We start from the raw sequence: 22940 nt of genomic DNA, 5'->3' as shown, positions 1-22940 counted from the left end.
GGTGCCCGGACGGACCACCGTCCGGGCACCCCACCACTCCACACGGAAGCACTGCTGACATGACTCTCACCGCACCGGGCACTGGCGCCCGGCTCGCCGCCCCCGGGACGACCGTCCCCTTCGTCCCGTCGACGCCGCTGACCGGGACGACGCCCCACAGCAGCGGACGCGTGACGTTCCCCGAGGGCTTCCTGTGGGGCACGGCCACCGCCGCCTACCAGATCGAGGGCGCCGGCGCCGAGGACGGGCGCGGCGAGTCCATCTGGGACGTCTTCTGCCGCATCCCGGGCGCCGTGGTCCACGGTGACGACGGCATGGTGGCCTGCGACCACTACCACCGCTACCGCGAGGACGTCGCGCTGATGTCCCGCCTCCACCTCGGCGCCTACCGGTTCTCCACCTCGTGGGCCCGCGTGATGCCCGACGGCCGGACGGTCAACCCGAAGGGTCTGGACTTCTACTCCCGCCTCGTCGACGAGCTGCTCGAGGCCGACATCCTGCCGTGGCTGACGCTGTACCACTGGGACCTGCCGCAGGCGTTGGAGGAGGCCGGCGGCTGGCCCGCCCGTGACACCGCCTACCGGTTCGCGGACTACGCCGTCACCATGCACGAGGCCCTGGGCGACCGCGTGACCACGTGGGCGACCCTCAACGAGCCGTACTGCTCGGCGTTCCTCGGCTACACCGCCGGTGTGCACGCCCCGGGCCGGACCTCGCCGGAGCTCGGCCTCGCGGCGGCCCACCACCTCATGCTGGGTCACGGCCTGGCCGTCGACGCACTCCGGGCGCGCGACCCCGAGGCCACGCTGGGACTGACGCTGAACTGCACGGTCTCGGACCCCGTCGACCCGACGAACCCGGCGGACGTCGACGCGGCACGGCGTGACGACGCCATGTTCAACCGGGTCTTCCTCGACCCGATCTTCCGCGGCGCCTACCCGCAGGACCTCCTGGACGACGTCGCGCACCTGAACTTCGCCGACCACGTCCGTCCCGGGGACCTCGAGGTGATCTCGACACCGATCGACGCGCTCGGGGTGAACTACTACCACGGCGGCGCGATCGCCGCGACGCCGCAGTCCGGGGAGCGCCCCGACGGGACCGCCGGCCCCGAGGGAGAGCGCCCGGCCGACCCGTCGGCACCGGCCCGCGATCTCCGCTCGCCGAACCCGGTCCCGGAGGGCGTCCACGCGCACAGCCGCGGCCTGCCCCTGACCGACATGGGCTGGGAGGTGCAGCCGGAGGGCCTCACGCGCCTGCTCACCCGCCTGCAGCAGGACTACACGGGCCCGCGCGGCACGTCGCTGGTCATCACCGAGAACGGCGCGGCCTTTCCCGACGTCGTCGAGGCGGACGGCAGCATCGACGACCAGGACCGGCTGGACTACATCGACCGGCACCTGCGCGCCGTCAGGGACGCCATGGACGCCGGCGCCGACGTCCGGGGCTACTTCGCCTGGTCGCTCATGGACAACTTCGAGTGGGCGCTCGGGTACACCAAGCGCTTCGGCATCACGCGGGTGGACTACGCGACGCAGGAGCGTACCGTGAAGGCCTCGGGTCACTGGTACGCGGGGGTCGCCCGCGACAACGCCGTCCCGGCACGGGACTGAGCGGAAGGTAATCTCCGACCGTGGTCACGAAGCACATCGCACCGACGCTCGACGACGTCGCGCGCACCGCAGGGGTCTCCCGCTCGACCGCGTCGCGGGCGATCAACGGCGGTGACCGGGTGTCGCCGGAGGCGCAGCAGGCCGTGGACGCCGCGATCGTCCGGCTCGGCTACGCGCCCAACCGCGCCGCCCGGTCGCTCGTGACCCGGCGGACCGACTCGATCGCCCTGGTGGTCCCGGAGCCCGACGCCCGGATCCTCACCGACCCCTTCCTCGCGGGCGTCGTCCGCGGTGTGAGCGAGGGGCTCGGCGGGACGGACCTGCAGCTCGTGCTGCTCCTGGCCCGCCAGGGCGAACGGCCCGGCCACATCGCCCGCTACCTGACCAGCGGGCACGTGGACGGCGTCATCGTCGCCTCGCACCACAAGGACGACCGGATCGAGCAGGAGCTGCGCGGCGGCGCGCTGCCGGCCGTCTTCGTCGGCCGCCCCTTCGACTCCGCGGGCCTGCACTACGTCGACGTCGACAACCGGGCGGGAGCCCGCGTGGCGACGCAGCGGCTCGTCGACCGCGGCTGCCGCCGGATCGCGACCCTGACGGGTCCGCAGGACATGACCGCCACGCTCGACCGGTTCGACGGGTGGCGGCAGACGATGACGCGCGCCGGGCTGTCCACGGATGCCGTCGCCGAGGGCGACTTCACGGTCGAGGGCGGGACCGCCGCGATGGAGCGGGTCCTGGCCGAGCACCCGGACGTCGACGGCGTCTTCGCGGCGTCGGACCTGATGGCCACCGGTGCGCTCCACGTGCTGCACGCCCACGGCAAGCGGGTGCCCGAGGACGTGGCGGTGGTCGGTTTCGACGCGCTGGGGGCCGAGCGCACGACCCCGCGGCTGACCACGGTGCTCCAGCCGGTGGTCGAGATGGTCGCGGCGGCCACGTCGTCGCTGCTCGACATGCTGGGCGGGGAGGACGTCCACCCCGAACCGCGGATCTTCATCCCGCGGCTCATCGAGGGCGAGTCCGCGTAGCCCTCCGCCGCGGTGCGCGCCCCGGCTCAGTCGGCCGGGGCGTGCGCCGCGATCCAGTCGTCCAGGACCTGCCACTGGTCGAACAGCCAGGCCTCACGGGCGGCGACGTCCCGCGGCACGGCACCGGGCGGGTGCAGCCACGCCCGCATCGTGACCGTCTTGTCCATCGGCAGCTCGCGCCACACGTCCCGCACGTCGACCAGCCGGTCCAGACCGGTGTGCGCCACCACCAGCACGGCAGCCTCGGGCGCGCCCTCCAGCGCCGCGTCGAATCCCCCGACGTGCGGCGCCATCACCTCGTGCATCGCCTCCGCCCGGCGGGCGAGGTCCTCGTGCCCCGACCGGCGCAGCGCCTCGATCCGTGCCGCGCGGCGCCGCGGCGTGACGTTCCCGCCCTCCGGGAACAGCACGAGGGCGTCGGCGGCCGTCAGCCCGGCGGCGATGCGGTGCACGGTCTCGCGGGCGCCGGGGCGACCCGCGGGACGCCGCGAGGCGGGCGTCACGAACGCGGCGGGCAGCCGGTTCATGAGGACGTCGATCGCCGGGTCCCACTGCATCGTGTCCTTGAGCACGATGGCGGGGGCGCGTCCGGACAGCCCGAGCAGCCGGTCGACGATGATGAACGAGTCCCCCGGGCCGGCGTGCCTGCTCAGCACCACGAGAGGCGCCTCCGGCAACGACAGCGCGTCCGGCACGTCCAGCTCGATGCGCAGACGCAGGGTCCAGCGCACCTGCCAGAAGAACAGGGCCAGCATCCCGCGGGCCAGCCGGACGTGCGCACGCCGGTACCACGGCCGGTCGGCGAACAGGCCGCACCCCGCGGCGAGCCACAGCCCGAACATCGCCAGCAGGGCCGTCGCGTCCCACACGATGTAGAACGCGGTCATCCACAGCAGCCGCAGCACCCGCAGTCCGCCGGGCACGACCCAGGTGAGCACGCCGCCGACCAGCACGGCGAACATCAGGGTGGTCGGGACCATGACGACGGCGAGGGCCACGACCAGCGGCGCGAGGACGACCCGGCGGACCCACCGCGGCGGCAGCATGCTCAGACCTGTTCCGCGAGGTAGGTCCGGGTCCGCTCGTAGGAGCGCTCGATCCGGTGCCGGGTCGCGTCGAGCCGCTTGTACGCCCGGACCTTCTCGTCACCGGGCAGCGAGCCGCCGGAGGGCAGGACGTGCACGGTGACGTCCGCGGGGACGTCGGCGAGCTCGCGGTGGAACCGGTGCCGGCGCGAGATCTCGAAGGCGACCTTCGCCACGTCGGACGGGCTGCGCGGGGCCGACAACGGCTCCTCGATGCGCCCGACCTGGAGCACGTACACGGTGGTGGCCCCCCGGCGCACGGCCTCGCCGAGAGGGATCGAGTTGACCAGGCCGCCGTCGACGAAGTGCTCCCCGTCGATGACGGTGGGCGGCATCGCCCCGGGCACCGAGGCCGAGGCCAGCACGGCCTCGACCAGCGGGCCGGTGTCGAACCAGTGCTCCGACGCCCGTTCGATGCTGGCCGCGGCGACGACGAGGGGCACCTCCAGGTCGGCGAACGTCCGGCGCTCCCCCACGGCCTCCTCGATGAGCGCGCGAAGCTTGGCCGGGTCGTACACGTGGACCCGGGAGCGGGCCAGGTGCCGGACCTGGCGGTACCAGGGCTCGGCGTAGACCGAGGCGGCCGTGGGCGACGCCCAGGCCTGCAGCAGGCGGTCGACGACCCCGAGGGTCGGGTCGGCGGCGACCGCGGCGCCGTTGATGGCCCCGACGGACGTCCCCACGATCAGGTCCGGGTGGACGTCCGCCTCGAAGAGCGCCTGCAGCATCCCGACCTGCACGGCACCGCGGACGCCTCCGCCGCCCAGCACGAACGCAGTCGTCACGTCCGCCATGCTGCCACGGCGGACGAGGACCGGCCGGGAGATCGGTCCGGTCACGGTCGTCCGTCCCCGACGTGGAGGGCGCGCAGCGCCCGGGAACGGGACCGTGGCCGGATCGATCTCCCGGCCGGGCGGACCTCAGGCGCGCAGGTGCCCGTACCGGTGCTTCGTCCGGCTGACGGCCTGCTCGCGCAGGAACGGCAGGAGCTCGCGCCGCCCGGCGGCGAGCACCGGCTGGTCGAGCACGGTGACCTCGCCGACGCGCTCGACGGCGGCAGCACGCAGCCCCGGCGCCTCACCGACGACGCGGATCCGACCGGTGACCCGGCCCTCGGCGACGGCGGCGGCGAAGTCCTCGTGCGAGACCGGGGTCTCGTGCGGCACGCCCCAGCCCGCGTCGGACGCGGGGACGACGACGGCCCGCACCCCGGCCCGGCGGGCACCGGCGAGCACGCGACGCACCTCGACCGGCAGGGCGCCGTCACCGACGCGCACCGTGACCTCGGGGACCGGGCGGTAGCGGAAGCTGTTCTCCTCCACCGACAGACCGGTCGGGTCGTGCGCGACCCCGAACTCGGCGTCCCACGCGGCTGCGTCGGAGGCCTCGGCCCAGGCGAGCCAGGCCTCCGGGTCCGCCGCGCGCGAGGGCACGTCGGCGCCGTCGCTCCAGCGGCCGAGCTGGGCGACGTAGTTCGGACCGCCCGCCTTGGCCCCCGGGCCCACGACGGAGCCCTTCCAGCCGCCGAACGACTGCCGCTGCACGATCGCGCCGGTGATGTGCCGGTTGACGTAGGCGTTGCCGACCTCGACCCGGTCCAGCCACGTCGCGATCTCGTCGGAGTCGAGGGAGTGGATGCCGCCGGTCAGGCCGAACGACACGGCGTTCTGCAGCTCGACGGCCTCCTCGAGCGTGGCGGCACGCATGACGCCGAGCACCGGGCCGAAGACCTCGGTGAGGTGGAAGAACGACCCCGGGGCCACGCCGTCGCGCAGACCGGGCGTCCACAGGCGTTCCGGATCGATCCCGGCCGTCGCGGCGACGTCGTCGAGCCGCCGGGGCTCGACCAGCCAGGACTCACCGGGCTCCAGCGACGTCAGCGCCCGGTGCAGCTTGCCGGCGGCCGGCTCGGTCAGCGGGCCCATCACCGTCGACAGCGACGTGGCGGGTCCGACGGCGAGCGACCGCACGGCGTCGACGAGCTGTCGCCGGAACCGCTCCCCCGTCACGGTGGACTCGTCGCCGACGGACCCCACGAGGATCACCAGCGACGACGCCGAGCACTTCTGGCCGGCGTGGCCGAACGCGCTGCGCACGACGTCGGCCACCGCGAGGTCGAGGTCGGCGGAGGGCGTGACGATCAGCGCGTTCTTGCCCGAGGTCTCCGCGAGCACGGGACGGTCCGGGTTCCACCGGGCGAACATCTGGGCCGTCTCCAGCGCGCCCGTCAGCACCACCCGGGACACGTCGGGGTGGGTCACCAGGTGCTTGCCGGCCTCGCCGTCGGGCACCCGCAGGAACTGCACGGCGTCGCGGGCGACGTCGGCCGGCAGCCCGAGCTCGGGTGCGAGGGCCTCCAGGGCGTCCTGGACCGCCTCGACGGCGAGCTCGTAGCAGCGCGGTGTCGGGGGCGCCGGCTTGGCGAGCACGGTCGACCCCGCCGCGAGCGCCGCCAGCACGCCGCCGATGGGGATCGCCACCGGGAAGTTCCACGGCGGCGTGACGAGCGTGACGCCGTCCGGGGCGAAGTCCGCGCCGTCGACGGTGTCGAGCGCCTCGGCGGCCGCCGCGTAGTAGGCGGCGAAGTCGATGCCCTCGCTGACCTCGGGGTCGGTCTCGGCGACGGTCTTGCCGGCCTCGTGCACGGCGGCGGCCACGAGGTCTCCGCGCCGCGCCTCCAGCCGGCGGGCGGCCTCGCGCAGCACGCGGGCGCGGCCGCCGGGCGGGACGGCCGCCCACTGCTCGCGGACCTCGACGGCGCGGGCGACGGCCTCGTCGATCCGGCCGGTGTCGGTCGTCTCGGGGGTCCGCACGGGCACGAAACCGCTGTCGGGGCCGACCAGGCGGGCGGCCCACTCGCGGTGCGCCGCCACGGCAGGGTCGGTGTCGACGGCGTTGTGGAAACCGGTCGGCGATCCCGGTCGGTCGGGCGACCCGCTCCCCGGCCGGGTCCGCGGCCCGTTCTCCGACCCCGCGGTCGTACCGTCCGCGTCGCCGTCGTACCCGGCGGGTCCGACCGCGGCACCGGAGGTACGACCGCGCGGCGGGGTGGCGGGCGTGTCGAAGCGGGAGGTGCGACGCGGGACGACGGCGTCCGGGTCCGGACGCAGCCCGTCGGTCACCGACGCGCGGAACGCGATCTCCTGCCGCTCCATCGGGGTGCCGCGCACGCCGGGCTCGTCGGCCGCCGGGGCGAAGGCCGCGTGCACGAAGTTCTGCTCGGCGGCGTTCTCCTCGAGGCGGCGCACGAGGTAGGAGATGGCCACGTCGAAGTCCTCGTCGCGCACCGCGGGGGTGTACAGCACGACCTGGCCGCCGTCCCGGGCGACCTCGGCCCGCACCAGACGCGCCTCGATCGGGGCCATCCCCTGCAGCATCTCGATGTCGAGCCCGGCGCTGACGTCGCGCGCACGGCCGAGGAGGATCGCCAGGGCGACGTGGAACAGGTTGTGGGAGGCGACGCCGAGGCGGACGGCGGCGGTCCGCTCCGGGGTCAGGTGCGCGTCCAGGATGCGCACGTAGTTGGCGTCGACCTCGGCCTTGGTGTCGTACGTCGCCGGCGCCCAGTCGTGCAGCTCGGCCTCGACGTGCTCCATCGCGAGGTTCGCGCCCTTGACCAGACGCACCTTGACCGGGGCGCCGCCGGCGTCGACCCGCTGCTGGGCCCACGCGGTGAGCTCGTCCAGCGCCCCGAGGGCGTCGGGGAGGTACGCCTGCAGCACGATGCCGGCCGACAGGCCACGCAGCTCGGGGTGGTCCAGGACGTCCCGGAACACGGCCGTGGTCAGGGCGAGGTCCTTGTACTCCTCCATGTCGAGGTTGATGAAGACCCCGTGGTCGCGGGCCGCGCGGTACAGCGGCAGCAGGTGCTCGACCACGCGCTCGCGCGAGCCGTCGAGGTCCCAGGTGACGAGCTGGGCGGCCACGGAGGAGACCTTGACCGACACGTAGTCGACGTCGGGGCGCTGCACGAGCGCGACGGTGCGCTCGAGCCGGGCCGCTGCCTCCTCGTCGCCGAGCACGGCCTCGCCGAGCAGGTTGACGTTGAGGGTGTAGCCCTCGGACCGGGTCCGGGCGAGGTGCTTGCCCAGCCCGCGCCCCGCGTCGGCGACGAGGTGGCCGACGAGCTGGCGCAGCCGCACGCGGGCGGCCGGGACGACGACGGACGGCAGGACGGAGGCGACGGCGGCCCCGACCCGGAAGAGGGTGCGGTCGACGGGCGACAGGAACGACGCGGCGCCGGCGTCCCGGCCCAGGCGGGAGAGCGCCTTGGCGGCGACCCGGACGTCCTGGGGCCGGGCGACGTCGTCGACGAACCCGACGGCGAGGTCGAGGCCCGCGGGGTCGGCGACCAGGGCGCCGAGGCGCTCGGCGGTCGCGCGCGTGCGGCGGTCCGCGCGGGTGACGACACCGTCGGTCCGCGTGGCCGCGTCGATCCAGGTGTGGGCGAGGGCGACGGCGTCCTCGACCAGGTCGGCCGGGCTCACGGTCGCCTCGGGGCGGGCGCCGGGGTGGCCGGTTCCGCGATCGGTGGCATGGGTGCTCATGGCACCAGGGTGCGCCCGATCACAGCGTCCCGTCTTGTACAGAACGGGTCGCACGGAGCGCACTTTGCGACAACCCGACAGCACGCAGGCCGTCACCAGGACCGCTCGTGGCCTGCGGGGTACGGTACCGGGACGGCCCACGACCCGGGCCGGTGACCATCCCGGGGCACCGCCGGGAGGCCCCTCCGACGCCTCCGAGGAGGAACCGCGTGACGACGACGTCGACCCGTCCGGAATCCGTGGGCGAGGCATCGCCCCTGGCGACGGCCCGGTCCCAGCTCGCGACCGCCGTCGCGCACCTGGACTACGACGACGGGCTGCACCAGATGCTGGCCACGCCGCGCCGCGAGATCCAGGTCGCGGTCCCGCTGCACCGGGACGACGGCTCGCGGGTGCTCCTGGAGGGCTACCGGGTCCAGCACAACGTCTCGCGCGGGCCGGGCAAGGGCGGGCTGCGGTTCCACCCGAGCGTGCACATCGACGAGGTGCGCGCCCTGGCGATGTGGATGACGTGGAAGTGCGGCATCGTCGACCTGCCGTTCGGAGGTGCCAAGGGGGGCGTGGGCATGGACCCCGCCGACTTCACCCCCGGCGAGCTGGAGCGTGTCACCCGCCGGTACACCTCGGAGATCATGCCGCTGATCGGCCCCGACACGGACATCATGGCCCCCGACATGGGCACCGACGAACGCACCATGGCATGGGTCATGGACACCTACTCCGTCAACCGGGGGTACACGATCCCGGCGGTGGTCACCGGCAAGCCGCTGGCCATCGGCGGTTCGCTGGGCCGTGGCACGGCGACCAGCGCCGGCATCGTGCACGTCACGGCGGCCGCGCTCAAGGAGGCCGAGGCCCGGATGGACGACGTGCGCGTCGCGATCCAGGGCTTCGGCAAGGTGGGCGGGAACGCCGCGCAGATCTTCGCCGAGCGCGGGGCACGGGTGGTCGCCGTCAGCGACCGGTACGGCGGGGTGCGGGCCGACGACGGGCTGGACGTGGCCCGGCTGGCCGAGCACGTCACCGAGACCGGCAGCGTCGTCGGGTTCGACGACGCCGAGGCGATCTCCAACGCCGAGCTCATCGGCCTCGACGTGGACGTCCTCGTGCCCGCCGCCGTCGAGGGCGTGCTGACCGCCGAGTCGGCGCGCACGGTGCGTGCCCGCTGGGTGGTCGAGGGCGCGAACGGGCCGACCACGACGGCCGGTGACGCCGTGCTCGCCGAGCGCGGGGTGACCGTCGTCCCGGACGTGCTCGCCAACGCCGGCGGTGTCGTCGTCTCCTACTTCGAGTGGGTGCAGGCGAACCAGACGTACTGGTGGTCGGCGCACGAGATCGCCGAGAAGCTGGCGCGGCGCATGGCCTCGGCCTACGGCGACGTCTCGGCCCTGGCCCGGCGCGACGGCATCTCCCTGCGGGACGCGGCGACGGTGATCGGCGTGCGGCGCACCGCCGAGGCGCACGAGATCCGGGGGCTCTACCCCTGAGACCCGCGGGGGACCCGACGGCGGCGCTCGCCGACCGGCTGCGGGACGCCGGGTGCGTCTTCGCCGAGGACGAGGCCGCGGTGCTGCTGCGCGCCGCCCCCGCCGGGTCGGCGCGGCTGGAGCAGCTCGTGGCGCGCCGCACCGCCGGTGAGCCCCTGGAGCACGTGCTCGGCGAGGTGGAGCTCGCCGGCAGGACGTGGACGGTGGGACCAGGCGTCTTCGTGCCCCGCCGTCGCAGCGAGGCGCTGGTCGAGGCCGCGCTGGACCGCCGCCCCGGGTCGGTGGACCCGACGGTCGTCGACCTGTGCTGCGGCTGCGGCGCGCTCGGCGGCGCCGTGCTCGAGGGGTTGACCGCGGCCGGTGCGCGCCCCGCGCTGCACGCCGTCGACGTCGACCCCGTGGCGGTCGGCTACGCCCGCCGCAACCTCGAGCCGCTCGGCGCCGCCGTGGCGACCGGCGACCTGTTCGAACCGCTCCCGCGCAGCCTGCGGGGCCGCGTCGACCTGCTCCTGTGCCACGCCCCGTACGTGCCCACCGCCGCCCTCGCCACCATGCCGCCGGAGGCGCGGGACCACGAGCCACCGACGGCGCTCGACGGCGGCGCCGACGGCCTCGACGTGCTGCGCCGGGTGCTGGGGCAGGCCCCGCGGTGGCTCGCACCGCGCGGAGTGCTGCTGTTCGAGATCGCGGCGCGGCAGTGGCCGGCAGCGCGGGGGACCGTCGTCGCCGCGGGGCTGAGGGCCGAGCGGGTATGGGACGAGGACCGGGACGCTACCGTGGTGGTCGCTAGGCGCGAGCGCGGCGACGACGGACCAGGGTGACCACGACCGGGCCGACCACGGCCACGGCGGCGGCGACGCCGGCCGCGACCGCCACCGTCTGGTCGGTCAGCGGCCCCGTCGTCCGCCCGACGGCGATCCAGGCGAGACCCCAGCCGATCGCGAGGCCGACGGGGACGACCACGGCCGGACGGACGGCGCCGTACCGGGCGACCGCGAGCGCCAGCACGGCGCCCACCGCCACGAGCGCGACACCCCATCCGGTGGCGCCCAGGCCCAGCTCGCCGACGTCCGCCGCCTTCAGGGCCGCGGCGGTGTTGGCCAGCGTCGCCACGGAGACCCAGCCGAGGTAGAGGCCGACGGTGACGTCGGTGACGACGGCGTCGAGCACGCGGGGGGCGGGGGTCCGCACGAGACGCACGAGCACCAGGGACAGCACGGCGACGAGACCGGCGATGACGGCGACGCTGGCCCACAGCCAGCCGGCCTGCACGACGCCGATCCAGGCGGCGTTGAGCAGCATGGAGACGAGGATCCACCACGCCACGGACCGCAGACGGGGGTCGGCCGCGCGACCGGGCAGCGCCTGCACGACGGCGAACAGCACCAGACCGGTGTAGATCACCGACCAGATCGAGAACGCCGGGGTGTCGGGCGCCAGGACCGTCGCGTCGGCGGACAGCGCACCGTCCGCCGCCTCCTGGATCGGCTGGCCGCCGAACGCGCCGGAGCCGACGGCGGCACCGAGGATGGCGAGGAGCGCGCCGACGGCGACCACGACCTGCCGGACGCGGTCCCGGGCGGTGGCGGGGCGCTGGGGTGTGTCCTGAAGCGTCGTCATGCCCTCAGCATGCCAAACCTCAGCATGCTGAGCATCTCGACCGGCCTGCCGGCGCTACGCCCGGGTGCGGGGCTGCCGGTCGACCCACGCGGCCAGCGGCACCCGCGGCCCGGTGTAGAACGGGACCTCCTCGCGCACGTGGAGCCGCGCCTCGGTGGCCCGCAGGTCCCGCATCAGGTCGACGATGCGGTCCAGGGCGTCCGCCTCGAACGGCAGCAGCCACTCGTAGTCGCTCAGCGCGAACGTGCTCATCGTGTTGGCCCGCACGTCCTTGTACCCCGCGGCGGCGATGCCGTGGTCGCGCAGCATCGTGCGGCGCTCGGCCTCCGGGAGCAGGTACCACTCGTAGGACCGCACGAACGGGTACACGCACAGGTAGTCGCGCGGGGCCTCACCGGCCAGGAAGGCCGGGACGTGGCCCTTGTTGAACTCCGCGGCCCGGTGCAGGGCCACCACGGACCACACCGGCGTCAGCACGGCACCCAGGCGCGAGGTGCGCAGCCGCTGGTAGGCGCCCTGGACCGACTCGACCGTGGGGCCGTGCACCCAGACCATGAGGTCCGCGTCCGCACGCAGCCCGGCGACGTCGTAGACGCCGCGCACGACGACGTCACCGTCGGCGCGGGAGGGGTCACGGTCGGCCTCGGCAGCGCCGCCCCACAGGGCGTCCTCGGCCTCGGCGGCGAGCGCGGCACGCTCGGCGTCGTCGGCCGGCACCGGCCCCGCGAGCGAGAACACCGAGATCATCGCGTAGCGGATGGACTCGTTGATCGCGGCGGTGTCGACGGCCTCGCCGGTGTCGGCGTGGATGTGCTGGTCGCTCACGGATGCTCCTCCAGGATCGCTCGGTCGCTCAGCGGTTGACGTCGCGCGAGCACAGCGCCGGGACGCCGCTGGGCTCACCGTCGCGGCGCAGGCAGCAGTCGACCTCGCAGACGGACCGGAACGGGGGCAGCGTCCCGACGGTCGCCTCGTCGACGTCCTCGCCGCGGGCCTTGGCCGCCCGCTCGAGCAGCAGGTCCACCAGCCCGGCCACGAAGGCGGGCCGCGTCCCCACGGTGCCGGCGCGCACGGCCGTCATCCCGAGCTCGGTGGCGGTCTCCATCGCCTCGGTGTCGAGGTCGTAGGCGACCTCCATGTGGTCCGAGATGAAGCCGATCGGCGCCATGACGACGTCGCGCAGGCCCTCGCCGGCACGCTCGGTCAGCAGGTCGTTGACGTCCGGCTCGAGCCACGGCTGGGTCGGCGGGCCGGACCGCGAGCAGTAGGCCAGCTCCCACGAGACCTCGTGGCCGCGCGCCTCGGCGACCCGGGCGGCGATGACGGCGGCGACGTCCAGGTGCTGGGTGGAGTAGGTGGCCTGCGAGATGCGGGACGCCGCCTCCATCGTGTCCGGGATGGAGTGCGTGACGAACACGAGCTTCGCGTCCGCGGGCGAGCCGCTCTTCTCCTCCAGCGCGGCGTAGCCGTCGAGGACGGCCTCGACGTTGGCCTGCACGAAGCCGGGGTGGTTGAAGTACGACCGGATCTTGTCGAACTGGACGCCCGTCGACCCGTTCTCGTCGAGCTGACCGCGCTGCTGCAGCGTCACGGCCAGGTCCTCGCGGTACTGCCGGCAGCCGGAGTAGCTCGAGTAGGCCGAGGTGACGAGCGCGACCGCGCGCTCGGCACCGAGCGCCTCGAGCTCGGTGACGGCGTCGTCGGTGTACGGCTCCCAGTTACGGTTGCCCCAGACGACCGGCAGCTCGATCCCGCGCGCGGCCAGCTCGGCCTCGATCGCGGCCTTGAGCGCGAGGTTCTGGTCGTTGATCGGGCTCTTGCCGCCGAACGCGTAGTAGTGCTCGCCGACCTCCTCCAGCCGGGAGTCGGGGATCCCCTTGCCCGCGGTGACGTTGCGGAGGAACGGGACGACGTCCTCCGGCTTGTTCGGGCCGCCGAAGGAGAACAGCAGCAGCGCGTCGTACGGGGTGGGATCGGCCGTCGGCCGGGGGGTCGTCGACATGGTCCCATCATCCACCGAGCCCAGGGGTGCTCCGGACCGGCTCGCCGCCGCCCCGCCGTGACATTGAACGGACAGGACGTCATCTTCGACCCCGCGCCGACCCGGACGTGCGCGGGTACTCTCGACGGACCCGGTCCGGACCGTGAGCGAGGAGGCCCCGTGACGAGCACCCGCACCGCCTCCGCGCCGGGCCGGACGGGACCCGCGCGACCCCCCGCCACGGTGGGCCAGGTGCGCACCACCGTGCAGGCGGAAGAGCTCGCCGCCCGCCTCCAGCACCCCGACCGCACCTGGCCCGTCGTGGTCGTCTCCACCCCGCAGGACCGGGGCCGCCCCTTCGTCGACGCGGACCGCGTGCTCGACGACGTCCAGGGCCTGGCCGAGGTCGTCGTGATCCACGCGGGCGACCCGTCGTGGGCCTTCTCGCACGGCATGCCGGACGCCACCCAGGTCTACGGCGGCGCCTCCCGGGTCTACCCGGTGGGCGTCGGCTGGGTGCACGACGTCGCCCGCTCGCCGCTGTGGATCGCGTACGACGCCGCCGAGGGCACGCGGGTGCACGACCGGCTCGTGCAGGACGCCCTGACGGCGGCCACGCGCGCCGGCCTCGTCACCGTGAGCCTGCTGCCGACCGCTCCCGCCGCGACCAGCGGCACGGTGCTCGGTCTCGTCGGCACGCGCGCCCTGGTGCAGACCGCCGACGGCGCGACGGCGCAGGTGGCCCAGGAGCTGACGCTGCCCGTCGTGCCGATCGACCGCCTCCTGGCGCCGGGCATGGCGGTGCACGGCGTGCTGGACGCCGGGACGCGGCGTCTGGACGTGCGCGGCATGCTGCCCGACCCCGTCGCCCAGACCTCGCGCGTGCTGGCCGCCTACCCGGCCGGCGCCGTCGTGCCGGCGCAGGTGCACCGCGTGGAGGCCGACGAGGTCACCCTCGCCCTCGCACCGGCGGTGGCCGTGCGCGTGCACCGCGAGCACGCCAGCCGGGGCGACGACGACCTGCGCGACCTCTTCACCGTGGGCGAGGTGGTCGCGGCCCGCATGCAGCCACCCCGCCCCGTACCCGGTCCTGCCGGCGGCCACCGGCAGCCGGCGCTGCGTCTCGACGACGTCGACGACACCGCCGGCGTGCTGCCCGCGATCAGCCTGCTCGACGGCGGACCGCCCTGGCTCCCGGCGCCGACCGTGCCCCCGGACGAGGATCTCGGTCCGGAGCCGACGACGGTCCCCGAGCCGCCCCCTGCTGCCCGCCCGACGCCCGGCCCCGGCCCGCGCCGCGCCGTGCCGCCACCGGGGCGCTCCCCCGCGCCGGTGCCCGCCGCCTCGACGTCCTGCCCGGACGACAGCACCGAGGTGGACGCCTCCTCGCCCGGCGAGCGCAAGGCCCTGGTCCGGCAGCTCGAGCGGTCCGTGCACGAGTACCGTGCCCGGGCGCACCTCGCCGAGCGGGAGAACGTCGAGCTGCGCGCCGCGGTCAGGACGCTCGAGGTCGAGGTCGCGGGCCTGCGCGACCTGGCGCGCGAGCAGCGGGACCACCTCGACCGGATGCACCGCGACGCCGAGCGGTACAAGGCGCGGATCCGGTCCGCGCGCAAGCAACGTGCCGGGGAACCGGCCACCGCGGCGGCACCCGACCGGCTCTTCACGGACCCGGAGGACCAGCTCCGCCACGACGTCTACCGCGCCTGGGCCGAGCTGATCGGGCCCGACGAGAAGGTCGACTACCCGTTGCCCGACTACGACGTCGGTCCCCGGTTCTGCGACTCGCTCGCGGGACCGGGGCGCGGCTTCGAGGACCGTGTGCACCGGGCGATCGTCATGGTGCTGACCGGCCGGGCCCACGACGTCGCGGGCTACGAGCTGCACCGCCTGCGACGCGGGGACGGCGGCAGCGACCCGAACCGGGTCCGCGAGTCGGACGGTGCCCAGGCGATGCGCCTGTCGTTGCAGGTCAGCGCACCCCAGGCGCGCCGGCTGCACTACTGGCAGCTGCCCGGCGGCGGGGTCGAGCTGTCCCGGGTCGTGCTGCACGACGACGTCGCGCCCTGACCTCGGGTCGTTCGCTCACGGCGAACATCCGACGCTGGCACTCTCGGGTCGAGAGTGCTAATTCTGAGGGTGTAGCCAGGTGACGCCGGACGGACCGGCGCACCCGTCGCGGATCGAGGTCGCGGGTGCGGCCTCGCCGAGGAGGTGATGCGCGATGGCTACGTACTGGGACCCGTTCCAGGAGATGGACCGGCTCTTCGGCTCCTTCCCCCTCACGGCGCGGAACGTCTCGGCCATGCCGATGGACCTGTTCCGCGAGGACGACCACTTCGTCCTGGCCGCCGACCTGCCCGGGATCGACCCCGGCAGCATCGACGTCTCGGTCGAGGACCGCACGCTGACCGTCCGGGCCGAGCGGACCGGACGCTCCGGCGAGGGCCAGTGGCTGCTCCGCGAGCGCCCGGCCGGCACCGTGGCACGTCAGATCACGCTCGGGCGCGGGCTGGCGCTCGACCACATCTCGGCCTCCTACGCCGACGGCGTGCTGACGCTGACCATCCCGGTCGCCGAGGAGGCCAAGCCGCGGCGCATCGAGGTGTCGCACCGCTCCGAACCCCACACCATCGAGGCCGGCGGCTGATCGTCGCGCCAGGCCGCGGGCGGCGGTCGCCGGGACGCGGCGTCCCGGCGACCGCCGCCGTCACGTCCCGACCGACGACCCGCCGGAGCGCCACGCGGCCACCTGCAGCAGGTTCGTGACGGAGGCCGCGACCTCGGACAGCCTCGTCGCCGTCCGCGGGATCAGGTGCTCCAGGTCGACGGGACCGGGAGCGACCGAGAAGGCCGCCGCGATCCCGGCGGCCCGCGTCTGCTCGGCCGGCAGCAGCACCTGACCCGCGACGACGACCACGGGCGGGCGGGCCGGGGACGCGGCGGCCAGGCGCGCCACGCCGTCGGCCACCTTGCCGCGCACGGACTGGGAGTCGAACGAGCCCTCCCCGGTGATCACGAGCGCGGCGTCGGACAGCGCAGCCGGCAGGCCCACCGCCTCGGCGACGAGCAGCGCCCCCGGCTCCAGCGCGGCGCCCAGGACGGCGGCCAGCCCCGCCGGGACGCCCCCGGCGGCCCCGGCCCCGGGCAGCTCGTGGACGCGGACGGCGGTCTCCCGCTCGAGGAGGTTCGCCCACCGGGTCAGCGCCTCGTCGAGGAAGGCCACCTCACCCGGGCCCGCCCCCTTCTGCGGGGCGAAGACCGCCGCGGCACCGTGCTCGCCCAGCAGCGGGTTCGTGACGTCCACGGCCAGCCGCCAGCGCACCTCGCGGGCGCGCGGGTGCAGCCCGGACAGGTCGATCGCGGCCGCCCGGGCCAGGCCCTCGCCGCCGTCGGGGACCACCCGCCCCTCGCCGTCGAGCAGCCGGGCGCCCAGCCCGGTCAGGATCCCGGCGCCGCCGTCGGTCGAGGCGGAACCACCCAGGCACACGAGCACCTCGTGCACCCCGGCGTCCAGGACGGCTGCGGCGACGTCACCCGTCCCGCGCGTGCTCGCGTGCAGGGGCTGGAGCGGCTCGTCGCTCACCCGGGGCAGCCCGCTGGCCTCGGCCAGCTCGACCACCCCGATCAGCCCGTCCGGGGAGACGGTCCACCGCGCCACGGTGGGGCGACCGATCGCGTCGACGGTCTCCACCGTGCGCACCGCCGACTGCCAGGAGGCCACGAGGGCGTCCAGCGTGCCCTCCCCGCCGTCGGCCATGGCGAGCGAGGTCACCCTGGCTTCCGGAGCCGCGGCCAGCACGCCGTCCCGCAGGGCCACGGCGACCTCGGTGGCGTCCAGCGTCCCCTTGAACGCGTCGGGCGCCAGCACCACGTGCGGTCGCTCGGCGGGAGGGAGCGGGTCGGCGGGTGTCGACGGTGTCACCCGGCGAGAATATCGACCCTGGTCAACCGTGAGGGGTCCAGTCGGGGATGTCGGCCTGTGCGGTCCGCAGCTTCGTCAGCAACCGCACGAGCTCGGCCTGCTCCTCGGCGTCCAGGGCACCTCCGACGTACTGGTCCATCGCCCGCACGTGCCGCGCACCAACCCGGCGCTGCAGCCGGCGGCCCGCGTCCGTGAGCCCGACCAGCGTCCCGCGCGCGTCGTCCTCGGGCACCGACCGGCACAGCAGCCCCCGGGCCTCGAGCCGCTCGACCATCCGCGACAGGGACGACTGGGCCAGCAGCACGTTCTCGTTGAGCTGCCGCAGGCGCATCGTGCCGTCGTCCGAGCGGGACAGGGTGAACAGGACGTCGTACTCGCGCAGCGAGAGCTCGACCCAGACCTCGTCGGCCTGGAACCGCCGCATCAGGGTGACCTGGGCACGGAACAGCGCCTCCCAGGTCTCCGCCGCCCGCCGGGCCGACCCGGGCACCGCGTACGTCGTCATCGTGTCCGACCTCCAGTCCCGGCGCCGGGGCCGGTTCGCGTCCTCACCGCCCCAGTCTGCGCTCACGGCGGGAGAAGTCGCGCAGCGCACGCAGGAAATCCACCCGGCGGAAGTCGGGCCAGTAGGCCTCGCAGAACGACAGCTCGCTGTGCGCGCTCTGCCACATGAGGAAACCGCCGACGCGCAGCTCGCCCGACGTGCGGATGACGAGCTCGGGGTCGGGCTGCCCCTTGGTGTACAGGTGGGCGGCGATGTCCTCGACGTCGAGCCGCTCGGCCAGCTCGGCCAGGGTCGTGCCGCGTTCCTGCTCGAGCCGCAGGTAGGACCGGACGGCGTCGGCGATCTCGTGGCGGCCCCCGTACCCGACGGCGACGTTGACGTGCAGCCCCTCGACGTCGGCGGTCGCCGCGGCGGCCGCGCGCAGGGTGCGCACGAGACGTTCGGGCAGCAGGTCGAGCCGGCCCACGATGCGCAGCCGCCACCGCCCGGTCTCGGCCAGGTCGCGCACGGCGTCGGAGATGATGTCCAGCAGGTCGGCCAGCTCGCCCTCGGACCGGGCCAGGTTGTCGGTGGACAGCATCCAGAGGGTGACGACCTCGATGCCGAGCTCCTCGGCCCAGCCCAGGAACTCGGCGATCTTGTCGGCGCCGCGCCGGTGCCCGGTGGCCGCGGTCTCCCCGAAGGACTTCGCCCACCGGCGGTTGCCGTCGAGGATGACGCCGACGTGCCGCGGCATCTGCGCGGGCGGCAGCGACGCCGAGAGCCGACGCTCGTACAGCCGGTACAGCGGGTGGGGCAGACGCACGCAGATCCTCACGGGTGCTCGGGGGTGGACGAACCGGGACAACGGTACCGCCGCCGGACGTCGCCGGAAGCAACGGATCGAGGCGGGCGGGAAGCACGCGCGGAGTCGTCGCACGATCTTCACAGACTCCCGGTCGGGATCATGGCGGAGCACCCCTACGCTGGCGTAACCTACGGAACCGTAGGTTGTCGTCCCAGCAAGGAGGACTCGTGACCGGATCCGCCCCGCACGAGCGGCGCATCACCGTCCCGGACCCCGCCGACGTCGGGTCAGCGGCCAAGGGCGCCGCGCACGACGCGCGTCAGACCGTCTCCGACGTCGTGCAGACCGTCGCGACCGGTGCCACCACCCAGGCGCGCCGTCTCAAGCCGAAGCTGCGGGGCTGGATCCATGCCGTCACCGCCCCGTTCGCGCTGGCCGCCAGCATCGTGCTGGTCGTGCTGGCCGAGCCCGTGGCGGGCAAGGTGGCCGCGGCGGTCTTCGGCCTGAGCGCCCTGCTGCTGTTCGGCACCAGCGCGGTCTACCACCGGGGCAACTGGTCACCGCCGGTCGAGGCGGCGCTGCGCCGGATGGACCACGCGAACATCTTCCTCATCATCGCGGGCACCTACACCCCGCTCGCGGTCGCCCTCCTGGACCCGCGCGACGCCACCGTCCTGCTCACCATCGTGTGGAGCGGCGCCATCGCCGGCCTCCTGACCCGGGTGCTGTGGATGAACTCGCCCCGCTGGCTCTACGTGCCGGTCTACGTCGCGCTGGGCTGGGTGGCGGTCGCCTACCTCGGCCAGTTCGGCGCCGCGGGCGGGCCGGCCGTCGTCTGGCTGGTCGCCGGCGGCGGTCTGGCCTACACGCTCGGGGCGGTCGTCTACGGCACGAAGTTCCCCGACCCGTCGCCGCGCTGGTTCGGGTTCCACGAGATCTTCCACGTGCTGACGGTGGTCGGGTTCACCTGCCACACCGTGGCGATCTTCCTCGCCTCGCTCGCCGTCTGAGACGACTCACCCCTCCCGCGAGGACCCGCGGCCCTCGCGGGGGACGACGGTGTAGCGCCGGTTCGCCAGCGAGGGGTTGGCCGCACGGGCCTTCGCCAGCTCGTCGGCGTCGAGGTCCACGGTGCGCAGCTGCGGCGTCTCGTCCAGCTCGAGCCCGACGACACCGTCCGGGCCGACGAGGACCGACCGCCCCGTGACCCCCTTGCCCGCCATGCCGACCCCGATCGCGACGACCGTGTTCTCGATCGCGCGGGCGGTGAGCAGCGTGCGCCAGTGCTCGGCCTTCAGCGGTCCCGCCACCCAGGCGGCGGGCACCACGAGCACGTCGGCACCGGCGTCGACCACCCGGCGCGCGGACTCGGGGAACCGCAGGTCGTAGCAGGTGATGGCGCCGAAGGTCAGGTCGCCGAGGCGGATCGTCAACGGCTCGGCGTCCACGGGCCCCGGCTGCAGCCGGTCCGACTCGCGGGTGCCGAACGCGTCGTACAGGTGCACCTTGCGGTACACCCCCACCAGCTCGCCGGCACCGTCGACGGCGACCAGTGCGTTGACACCCTTGCGGGGTCCGCCGTCCGGCGCGGGGGCGTCACCCGGCAGCGTCGTCCCGGCGATCACGGCCACCCCGGTCTCCGCAGCCCGCCGGCGCAGGAGCGTCACGTACGGACCGTCCAGCTCCTCGGCGTGCTCGATGCCCACCCCGGACCGGTGGTAGCCGGAGGAGTACTCGGGCAGCAGGAGCAGGTCGGCGTCGACCTTCGCGGCCTGCGCGAAGGCGTCGGCCACGAGGTAGCGGTTGGCCTCGTGGTCGTCGGCGACCGTGACCTGCGCGACCGTGACGCGGACCGTCATCGCGGCTCCCGGCCGCCGTCCGGCGACCCGCTCGTCCCCGGCTCGCCGGGGTCGTCGTCCCGCTGCCCGGGCGCGGGTCCGACGTCGGGCGAGGTGGGGGTGACCGCGGACGACCCGCCGTCGTCCACCGCGCCACGACGGATGCCGATGCTGCGTCGCTCCGGGACCTCGATGCCGTGGTCGCGCGCGTACGTGTCCGCCTTGCGCAGGTGCCGGCTCAACGAGAGGAAGAGCAGGACGGCGGCGACGGCGACCGCGAAGGTCGCCAGGAACCCCTCCAGCCCGGGGGTCACCTCCCAGTCCTCCAGCACCCGGGCCGTCGGGCTCGGGGACGGGCCCGGGGTGACGTCGGCCAGCACGATGGTCATCAGGCTCGTCGTCATGCGGACTCCTCGCGCAGGCCGGCGAACAGGTCGGTCTCCGGCAGCTCGGTGGGCACCCGGGAGTCGGCGAGCTCGAACTCCTCGGTGGGCCACACGTCCGCCTCGATGTCCCGCGGCACCGCGAAGAAGAAGCCGTCGGGGTCGATCTGCGAGGCGTGCGCGGTGAGCGCGGCGTCACGCCGGGCGAAGTACGGGGCGACCTCGATGCGCGTGGTCACCTCCCGCTCCGGGATCTCGCGGGCGGCCCGGGACTCGATCCAGTCGCCGAACGGCGACTCCAGCCCGGCGCCCTCCATCGCCTCGTGCACGGCGCGCAGACGGTCCAGGGAGAACCCGTGGTTGTAGTAGAGCTTGGCGGGCGCCCAGGCCTCGGCACCGCCCTCGACCGCGTACCGGTCGGCGTCACCGGCGGCGCGGTAGGCCTCGACCGACACCTCGTGGCACTTGATGTGGTCCGGGTGCGGGTAGCCACCCGAGGGGTCGTAGGTCGTCATCACGTGCGGCCGGAACTCGCGCACGAGCTCCACCAGCGGTGCCGCCGCCTCCTCGAGCGGGACCAGGGCGAAGCAGCCCTCGGGCAGCGGGGGCCTCGGGTCGCCCTCGGGCAGGCCGGAGTCGACGAACCCCAGCCAGTGCTGCCGGACGCCGAGCGCCTCGGCGGCGGCCGCCATCTCCAGCCGGCGCACGGCGAGGCGACCCTCGACGGAATCGAACTCGTGCCCCTCGGGAGCCTCGAAGGAGGGGTTCAGCACGTCGCCGCGCTCACCGCCGGTGCAGGTGACGATCAGCACCTCGACACCCTCAGCGGCGTAGCGGGCCGTGGTCGCGGCCCCCTTGCTCGACTCGTCGTCAGGGTGCGCGTGCACCGCCATCAGGCGCAGTGGCTCGCCGGTCAAGAGTCCTCCCAGGGTGGTGCGGGGCGTCCGCGGTCGTCAGGGACAATGGTGGCATGAGCGAGCCGCAGCAACCTGCCGTCCCCACCGACCGGTACGGGTCGGCGCGCCCGGCCGGCGTCCCGGCACCCCGTGGCGGCGCCCTCGGTCGTGGCGCCCGGGTCGCGATCGCGGTGGCCCTCGCGGCGGCGGTGGCCCTGACGGCCTGGTTCGCGATGCTGCAGCAGCGCAGCGACCCGGTCGCCCACGACGTCGTCGGGTTCGACGTGCTCGGACCCGAGGAGGTCGCCGTCACCTTCCAGGTGCACATGCCCGTCGGGACCACCGCGACCTGCACCGTGGAGGCCCTGGCACCCAGCTACGCCCAGGTCGGCACGCTCGACGTCCCGGTCGGCCCGGCGGAGACCCGGACCAGCGCGTACGAGGTCACCGTGGGCACCTTCCAGGAGGCGACGTCCGCCGTGGTCGCGGGGTGCACGGCGACCGGCGGCTGAACCCTCCGGGGCCGCGTCGCGCCACCCGCCGGACGCCGACGTCCGGTATCCTGGACGTTTCACACGAAGTCCAGCACGAGCCGACGCGCGTGCCGACGTCCGTCGGCCGGACGAACGCGCGGCGCGCGCCGGGCACCGACGAGCACCAGAAAGGAGAGTCCACGTGACCGAGACCAACGTCACCTGGCTCACCCAGGAAGCTCACGACCGGTTGACGGCGGAGCTGGAACACCTCTCCGGCCCGGCGCGCACCGCCATCGCCGAGCGGATCGCCGCGGCCCGCGACGAGGGTGACCTCAAGGAGAACGGCGGCTACCACGCCGCCCGCGAGGAGCAGGCGAAGAACGAGGCGCGCATCCGCGAGCTCACCGAGAAGCTGCGCCACGTCGCCGTGAGCCGGCCCGCCGACGACGGCACCGTCGAGGCCGGCATGGTCGTGACCGCCGAGGTCGCCGGGGACGAGATGACGTTCCTGCTCGGCTCCCGCGAGATCGCGGACACCACCGACCTCGACGTGTACTCCCCCACCTCGCCGCTGGGTGCCGCCATCGACGGCAAGAAGGTCGGCGACGACGCGACGTACACCGCGCCGAACGGCCGCGACATCCCCGTGCGGATCGTCTCCGCCACGCCGTTCTCGGGCTGACGCCGCCCGGCGGGACGGGGGGGGGGGCGGGCCAGGAGCCCGGGGCCCACCACCCGGCCCCACCCACCCCCCACCCCCCACAGG

22 protein-coding genes are annotated in these 22940 nt (G+C 74.7%); 9 read left to right on the top strand and 13 right to left on the bottom strand.

Features of this window, described 5'->3' with window-relative positions; genetic code table 11:
* The first annotated feature begins 59 nt into the window (after positions 1–59).
* Positions 60–1613: a glycoside hydrolase family 1 protein gene (locus Q6350_RS13785; protein ID WP_305066483.1), complete on the top strand. Its 1554-nt coding sequence runs from the start codon at positions 60–62 to the stop codon at positions 1611–1613.
* A 20-nt stretch (positions 1614–1633) separates the two neighbouring features.
* Entirely contained in the window at positions 1634–2644 is a 1011-nt protein-coding gene (locus Q6350_RS13780) for a LacI family DNA-binding transcriptional regulator (RefSeq protein WP_304603283.1), read from the top strand.
* A 26-nt stretch (positions 2645–2670) separates the two neighbouring features.
* On the opposite strand, the gene Q6350_RS13775 is transcribed toward Q6350_RS13780, so the two are convergent.
* From Q6350_RS13775 to Q6350_RS13765, 3 genes are all read right to left on the bottom strand, one after another.
* Positions 2671–3690, bottom strand: coding sequence for a 1-acyl-sn-glycerol-3-phosphate acyltransferase (locus Q6350_RS13775; RefSeq protein WP_304603282.1), 1020 nt, complete (start codon positions 3688–3690; stop codon positions 2671–2673).
* Between the two features lie 2 nt (positions 3691–3692).
* Positions 3693–4514: a patatin-like phospholipase family protein gene (locus tag Q6350_RS13770; RefSeq protein WP_369810864.1), complete on the bottom strand. Its 822-nt coding sequence runs from the start codon at positions 4512–4514 to the stop codon at positions 3693–3695.
* 135 nt (positions 4515–4649) lie between these two features.
* Positions 4650–8276, bottom strand: coding sequence for a proline dehydrogenase family protein (locus Q6350_RS13765; protein WP_305066482.1), 3627 nt, complete (start codon positions 8274–8276; stop codon positions 4650–4652).
* Positions 8277–8485: 209 nt separating this feature from the next.
* Between Q6350_RS13765 and Q6350_RS13760 the strand changes: the two genes are divergently transcribed.
* Entirely contained in the window at positions 8486–9763 is a 1278-nt protein-coding gene (locus Q6350_RS13760) for a Glu/Leu/Phe/Val dehydrogenase (protein ID WP_304603280.1), read from the top strand.
* Positions 9760–10584, top strand: coding sequence for a putative protein N(5)-glutamine methyltransferase (locus tag Q6350_RS13755; RefSeq protein ID WP_305066492.1), 825 nt, complete (start codon positions 9760–9762; stop codon positions 10582–10584). Before Q6350_RS13760 ends, Q6350_RS13755 begins: the two co-directional genes overlap by 4 nt.
* Here the strand turns inward: Q6350_RS13755 and Q6350_RS13750 are convergent.
* From Q6350_RS13750 to Q6350_RS13740, 3 genes are read right to left on the bottom strand one after another with little or no spacing between them, the layout of a single operon-like run.
* A complete protein-coding gene (locus Q6350_RS13750) occupies positions 10550–11383 on the bottom strand; it encodes a tryptophan-rich sensory protein (RefSeq protein ID WP_304603279.1) in 834 nt (277 codons plus the stop codon). The genes Q6350_RS13755 and Q6350_RS13750 overlap by 35 nt on opposite strands.
* A 54-nt stretch (positions 11384–11437) precedes the next feature.
* Complete coding sequence (hemQ, locus tag Q6350_RS13745; protein WP_305066481.1) at positions 11438–12208, bottom strand: hydrogen peroxide-dependent heme synthase; 771 nt, start codon at positions 12206–12208, stop codon at positions 11438–11440.
* A gap of 28 nt (positions 12209–12236) precedes the next feature.
* A complete protein-coding gene (locus tag Q6350_RS13740; RefSeq protein WP_305066479.1) occupies positions 12237–13385 on the bottom strand; it encodes a ferrochelatase in 1149 nt (382 codons plus the stop codon).
* Positions 13386–13544: 159 nt separating this feature from the next.
* Between Q6350_RS13740 and Q6350_RS13735 the strand changes: the two genes are divergently transcribed.
* Both Q6350_RS13735 and Q6350_RS13730 read left to right on the top strand, forming a co-directional pair.
* Positions 13545–15434, top strand: coding sequence for a hypothetical protein (locus Q6350_RS13735; RefSeq protein ID WP_305066478.1), 1890 nt, complete (start codon positions 13545–13547; stop codon positions 15432–15434).
* A gap of 154 nt (positions 15435–15588) precedes the next feature.
* Entirely contained in the window at positions 15589–16014 is a 426-nt protein-coding gene (locus tag Q6350_RS13730; RefSeq protein WP_171247642.1) for an Hsp20/alpha crystallin family protein, read from the top strand.
* A 60-nt stretch (positions 16015–16074) separates the two neighbouring features.
* Here Q6350_RS13730 and Q6350_RS13725 read toward each other — a convergent pair whose 3' ends face one another.
* The 4 genes from Q6350_RS13725 to Q6350_RS15360 all read right to left on the bottom strand — a co-directional run bounded on the left by Q6350_RS13725 (position 16075) and on the right by Q6350_RS15360 (position 19110).
* Positions 16075–17289, bottom strand: a complete 1215-nt coding sequence (locus Q6350_RS13725) for a glycerate kinase (RefSeq protein ID WP_305066477.1) — start codon at positions 17287–17289, stop codon at positions 16075–16077.
* Positions 17290–17311: 22 nt separating this feature from the next.
* Positions 17312–17794, bottom strand: coding sequence for a MarR family winged helix-turn-helix transcriptional regulator (locus tag Q6350_RS13720; protein WP_304607618.1), 483 nt, complete (start codon positions 17792–17794; stop codon positions 17312–17314).
* A gap of 43 nt (positions 17795–17837) precedes the next feature.
* Complete coding sequence (locus tag Q6350_RS13715; RefSeq protein ID WP_171246963.1) at positions 17838–18599, bottom strand: isoprenyl transferase; 762 nt, start codon at positions 18597–18599, stop codon at positions 17838–17840.
* Positions 18600–18900: 301 nt separating this feature from the next.
* The gene (locus Q6350_RS15360; protein WP_369810860.1) at positions 18901–19110 is read right to left on the bottom strand and encodes a hypothetical protein; all 210 of its coding nucleotides are present in this window, start codon (positions 19108–19110) and stop codon (positions 18901–18903) included.
* On the opposite strand from Q6350_RS15360, the gene Q6350_RS13710 reads away from it, so the two are divergent.
* Complete coding sequence (locus Q6350_RS13710) at positions 19013–19591, top strand: hemolysin III family protein (RefSeq protein ID WP_369810859.1); 579 nt, start codon at positions 19013–19015, stop codon at positions 19589–19591. The genes Q6350_RS15360 and Q6350_RS13710 overlap by 98 nt on opposite strands.
* 6 nt (positions 19592–19597) lie before the next feature.
* Here the strand turns inward: Q6350_RS13710 and Q6350_RS13705 are convergent, their stop codons facing one another.
* From Q6350_RS13705 to mca, 3 genes are read right to left on the bottom strand one after another with little or no spacing between them, the layout of a single operon-like run.
* Positions 19598–20440: a carbon-nitrogen hydrolase family protein gene (locus Q6350_RS13705; protein WP_305066475.1), complete on the bottom strand. Its 843-nt coding sequence runs from the start codon at positions 20438–20440 to the stop codon at positions 19598–19600.
* The gene (locus Q6350_RS13700; RefSeq protein ID WP_304603272.1) at positions 20437–20823 is read right to left on the bottom strand and encodes a hypothetical protein; all 387 of its coding nucleotides are present in this window, start codon (positions 20821–20823) and stop codon (positions 20437–20439) included. The genes Q6350_RS13705 and Q6350_RS13700 overlap by 4 nt, the downstream gene beginning before the upstream one ends.
* Positions 20820–21719: a mycothiol conjugate amidase Mca gene (gene mca / locus Q6350_RS13695; RefSeq protein ID WP_304603271.1), complete on the bottom strand. Its 900-nt coding sequence runs from the start codon at positions 21717–21719 to the stop codon at positions 20820–20822. Before mca ends, Q6350_RS13700 begins: the two co-directional genes overlap by 4 nt.
* A 53-nt stretch (positions 21720–21772) precedes the next feature.
* Between mca and Q6350_RS13690 the strand changes: the two genes are divergently transcribed.
* Together Q6350_RS13690 and greA are read left to right on the top strand one after the other, a co-directional pair.
* Positions 21773–22210: a DUF4307 domain-containing protein gene (locus Q6350_RS13690; protein ID WP_304603270.1), complete on the top strand. Its 438-nt coding sequence runs from the start codon at positions 21773–21775 to the stop codon at positions 22208–22210.
* 163 nt (positions 22211–22373) lie between these two features.
* Positions 22374–22856: a transcription elongation factor GreA gene (gene greA, locus Q6350_RS13685; RefSeq protein WP_171246967.1), complete on the top strand. Its 483-nt coding sequence runs from the start codon at positions 22374–22376 to the stop codon at positions 22854–22856.
* Positions 22857–22940: the final 84 nt, after the last annotated feature.

The organism is Isoptericola sp. b515 (genome assembly GCF_030588125.1).
Classification (GTDB): domain Bacteria; phylum Actinomycetota; class Actinomycetes; order Actinomycetales; family Cellulomonadaceae; genus Isoptericola; species Isoptericola sediminis.
This window is presented reverse-complemented; position numbering and strand designations above follow the sequence as displayed.

Excerpts from the sequence above, each read along its gene's own strand:
- Q6350_RS13785 (WP_305066483.1), top strand. The coding sequence starts at position 60 with ATGACTCTCACCGCACCGGGCACTGGCGCCCGGCTCGCCGCCCCCGGG.
- Q6350_RS13740 (WP_305066479.1), bottom strand. The coding sequence starts at position 13,385 with ATGTCGACGACCCCCCGGCCGACGGCCGATCCCACCCCGTACGACGCG.
- Q6350_RS13690 (WP_304603270.1), top strand. The coding sequence starts at position 21,773 with ATGAGCGAGCCGCAGCAACCTGCCGTCCCCACCGACCGGTACGGGTCG.
- Q6350_RS13720 (WP_304607618.1), bottom strand. The coding sequence starts at position 17,794 with ATGACGACGTACGCGGTGCCCGGGTCGGCCCGGCGGGCGGCGGAGACC.
- Q6350_RS13750 (WP_304603279.1), bottom strand. The coding sequence starts at position 11,383 with ATGACGACGCTTCAGGACACACCCCAGCGCCCCGCCACCGCCCGGGAC.
- Q6350_RS13765 (WP_305066482.1), bottom strand. The coding sequence starts at position 8,276 with ATGAGCACCCATGCCACCGATCGCGGAACCGGCCACCCCGGCGCCCGC.
- Q6350_RS13700 (WP_304603272.1), bottom strand. The coding sequence starts at position 20,823 with ATGACGACGAGCCTGATGACCATCGTGCTGGCCGACGTCACCCCGGGC.
- Q6350_RS13705 (WP_305066475.1), bottom strand. The coding sequence starts at position 20,440 with ATGACGGTCCGCGTCACGGTCGCGCAGGTCACGGTCGCCGACGACCAC.
- Q6350_RS13730 (WP_171247642.1), top strand. The coding sequence starts at position 15,589 with ATGGCTACGTACTGGGACCCGTTCCAGGAGATGGACCGGCTCTTCGGC.
- Q6350_RS13775 (WP_304603282.1), bottom strand. The coding sequence starts at position 3,690 with ATGCTGCCGCCGCGGTGGGTCCGCCGGGTCGTCCTCGCGCCGCTGGTC.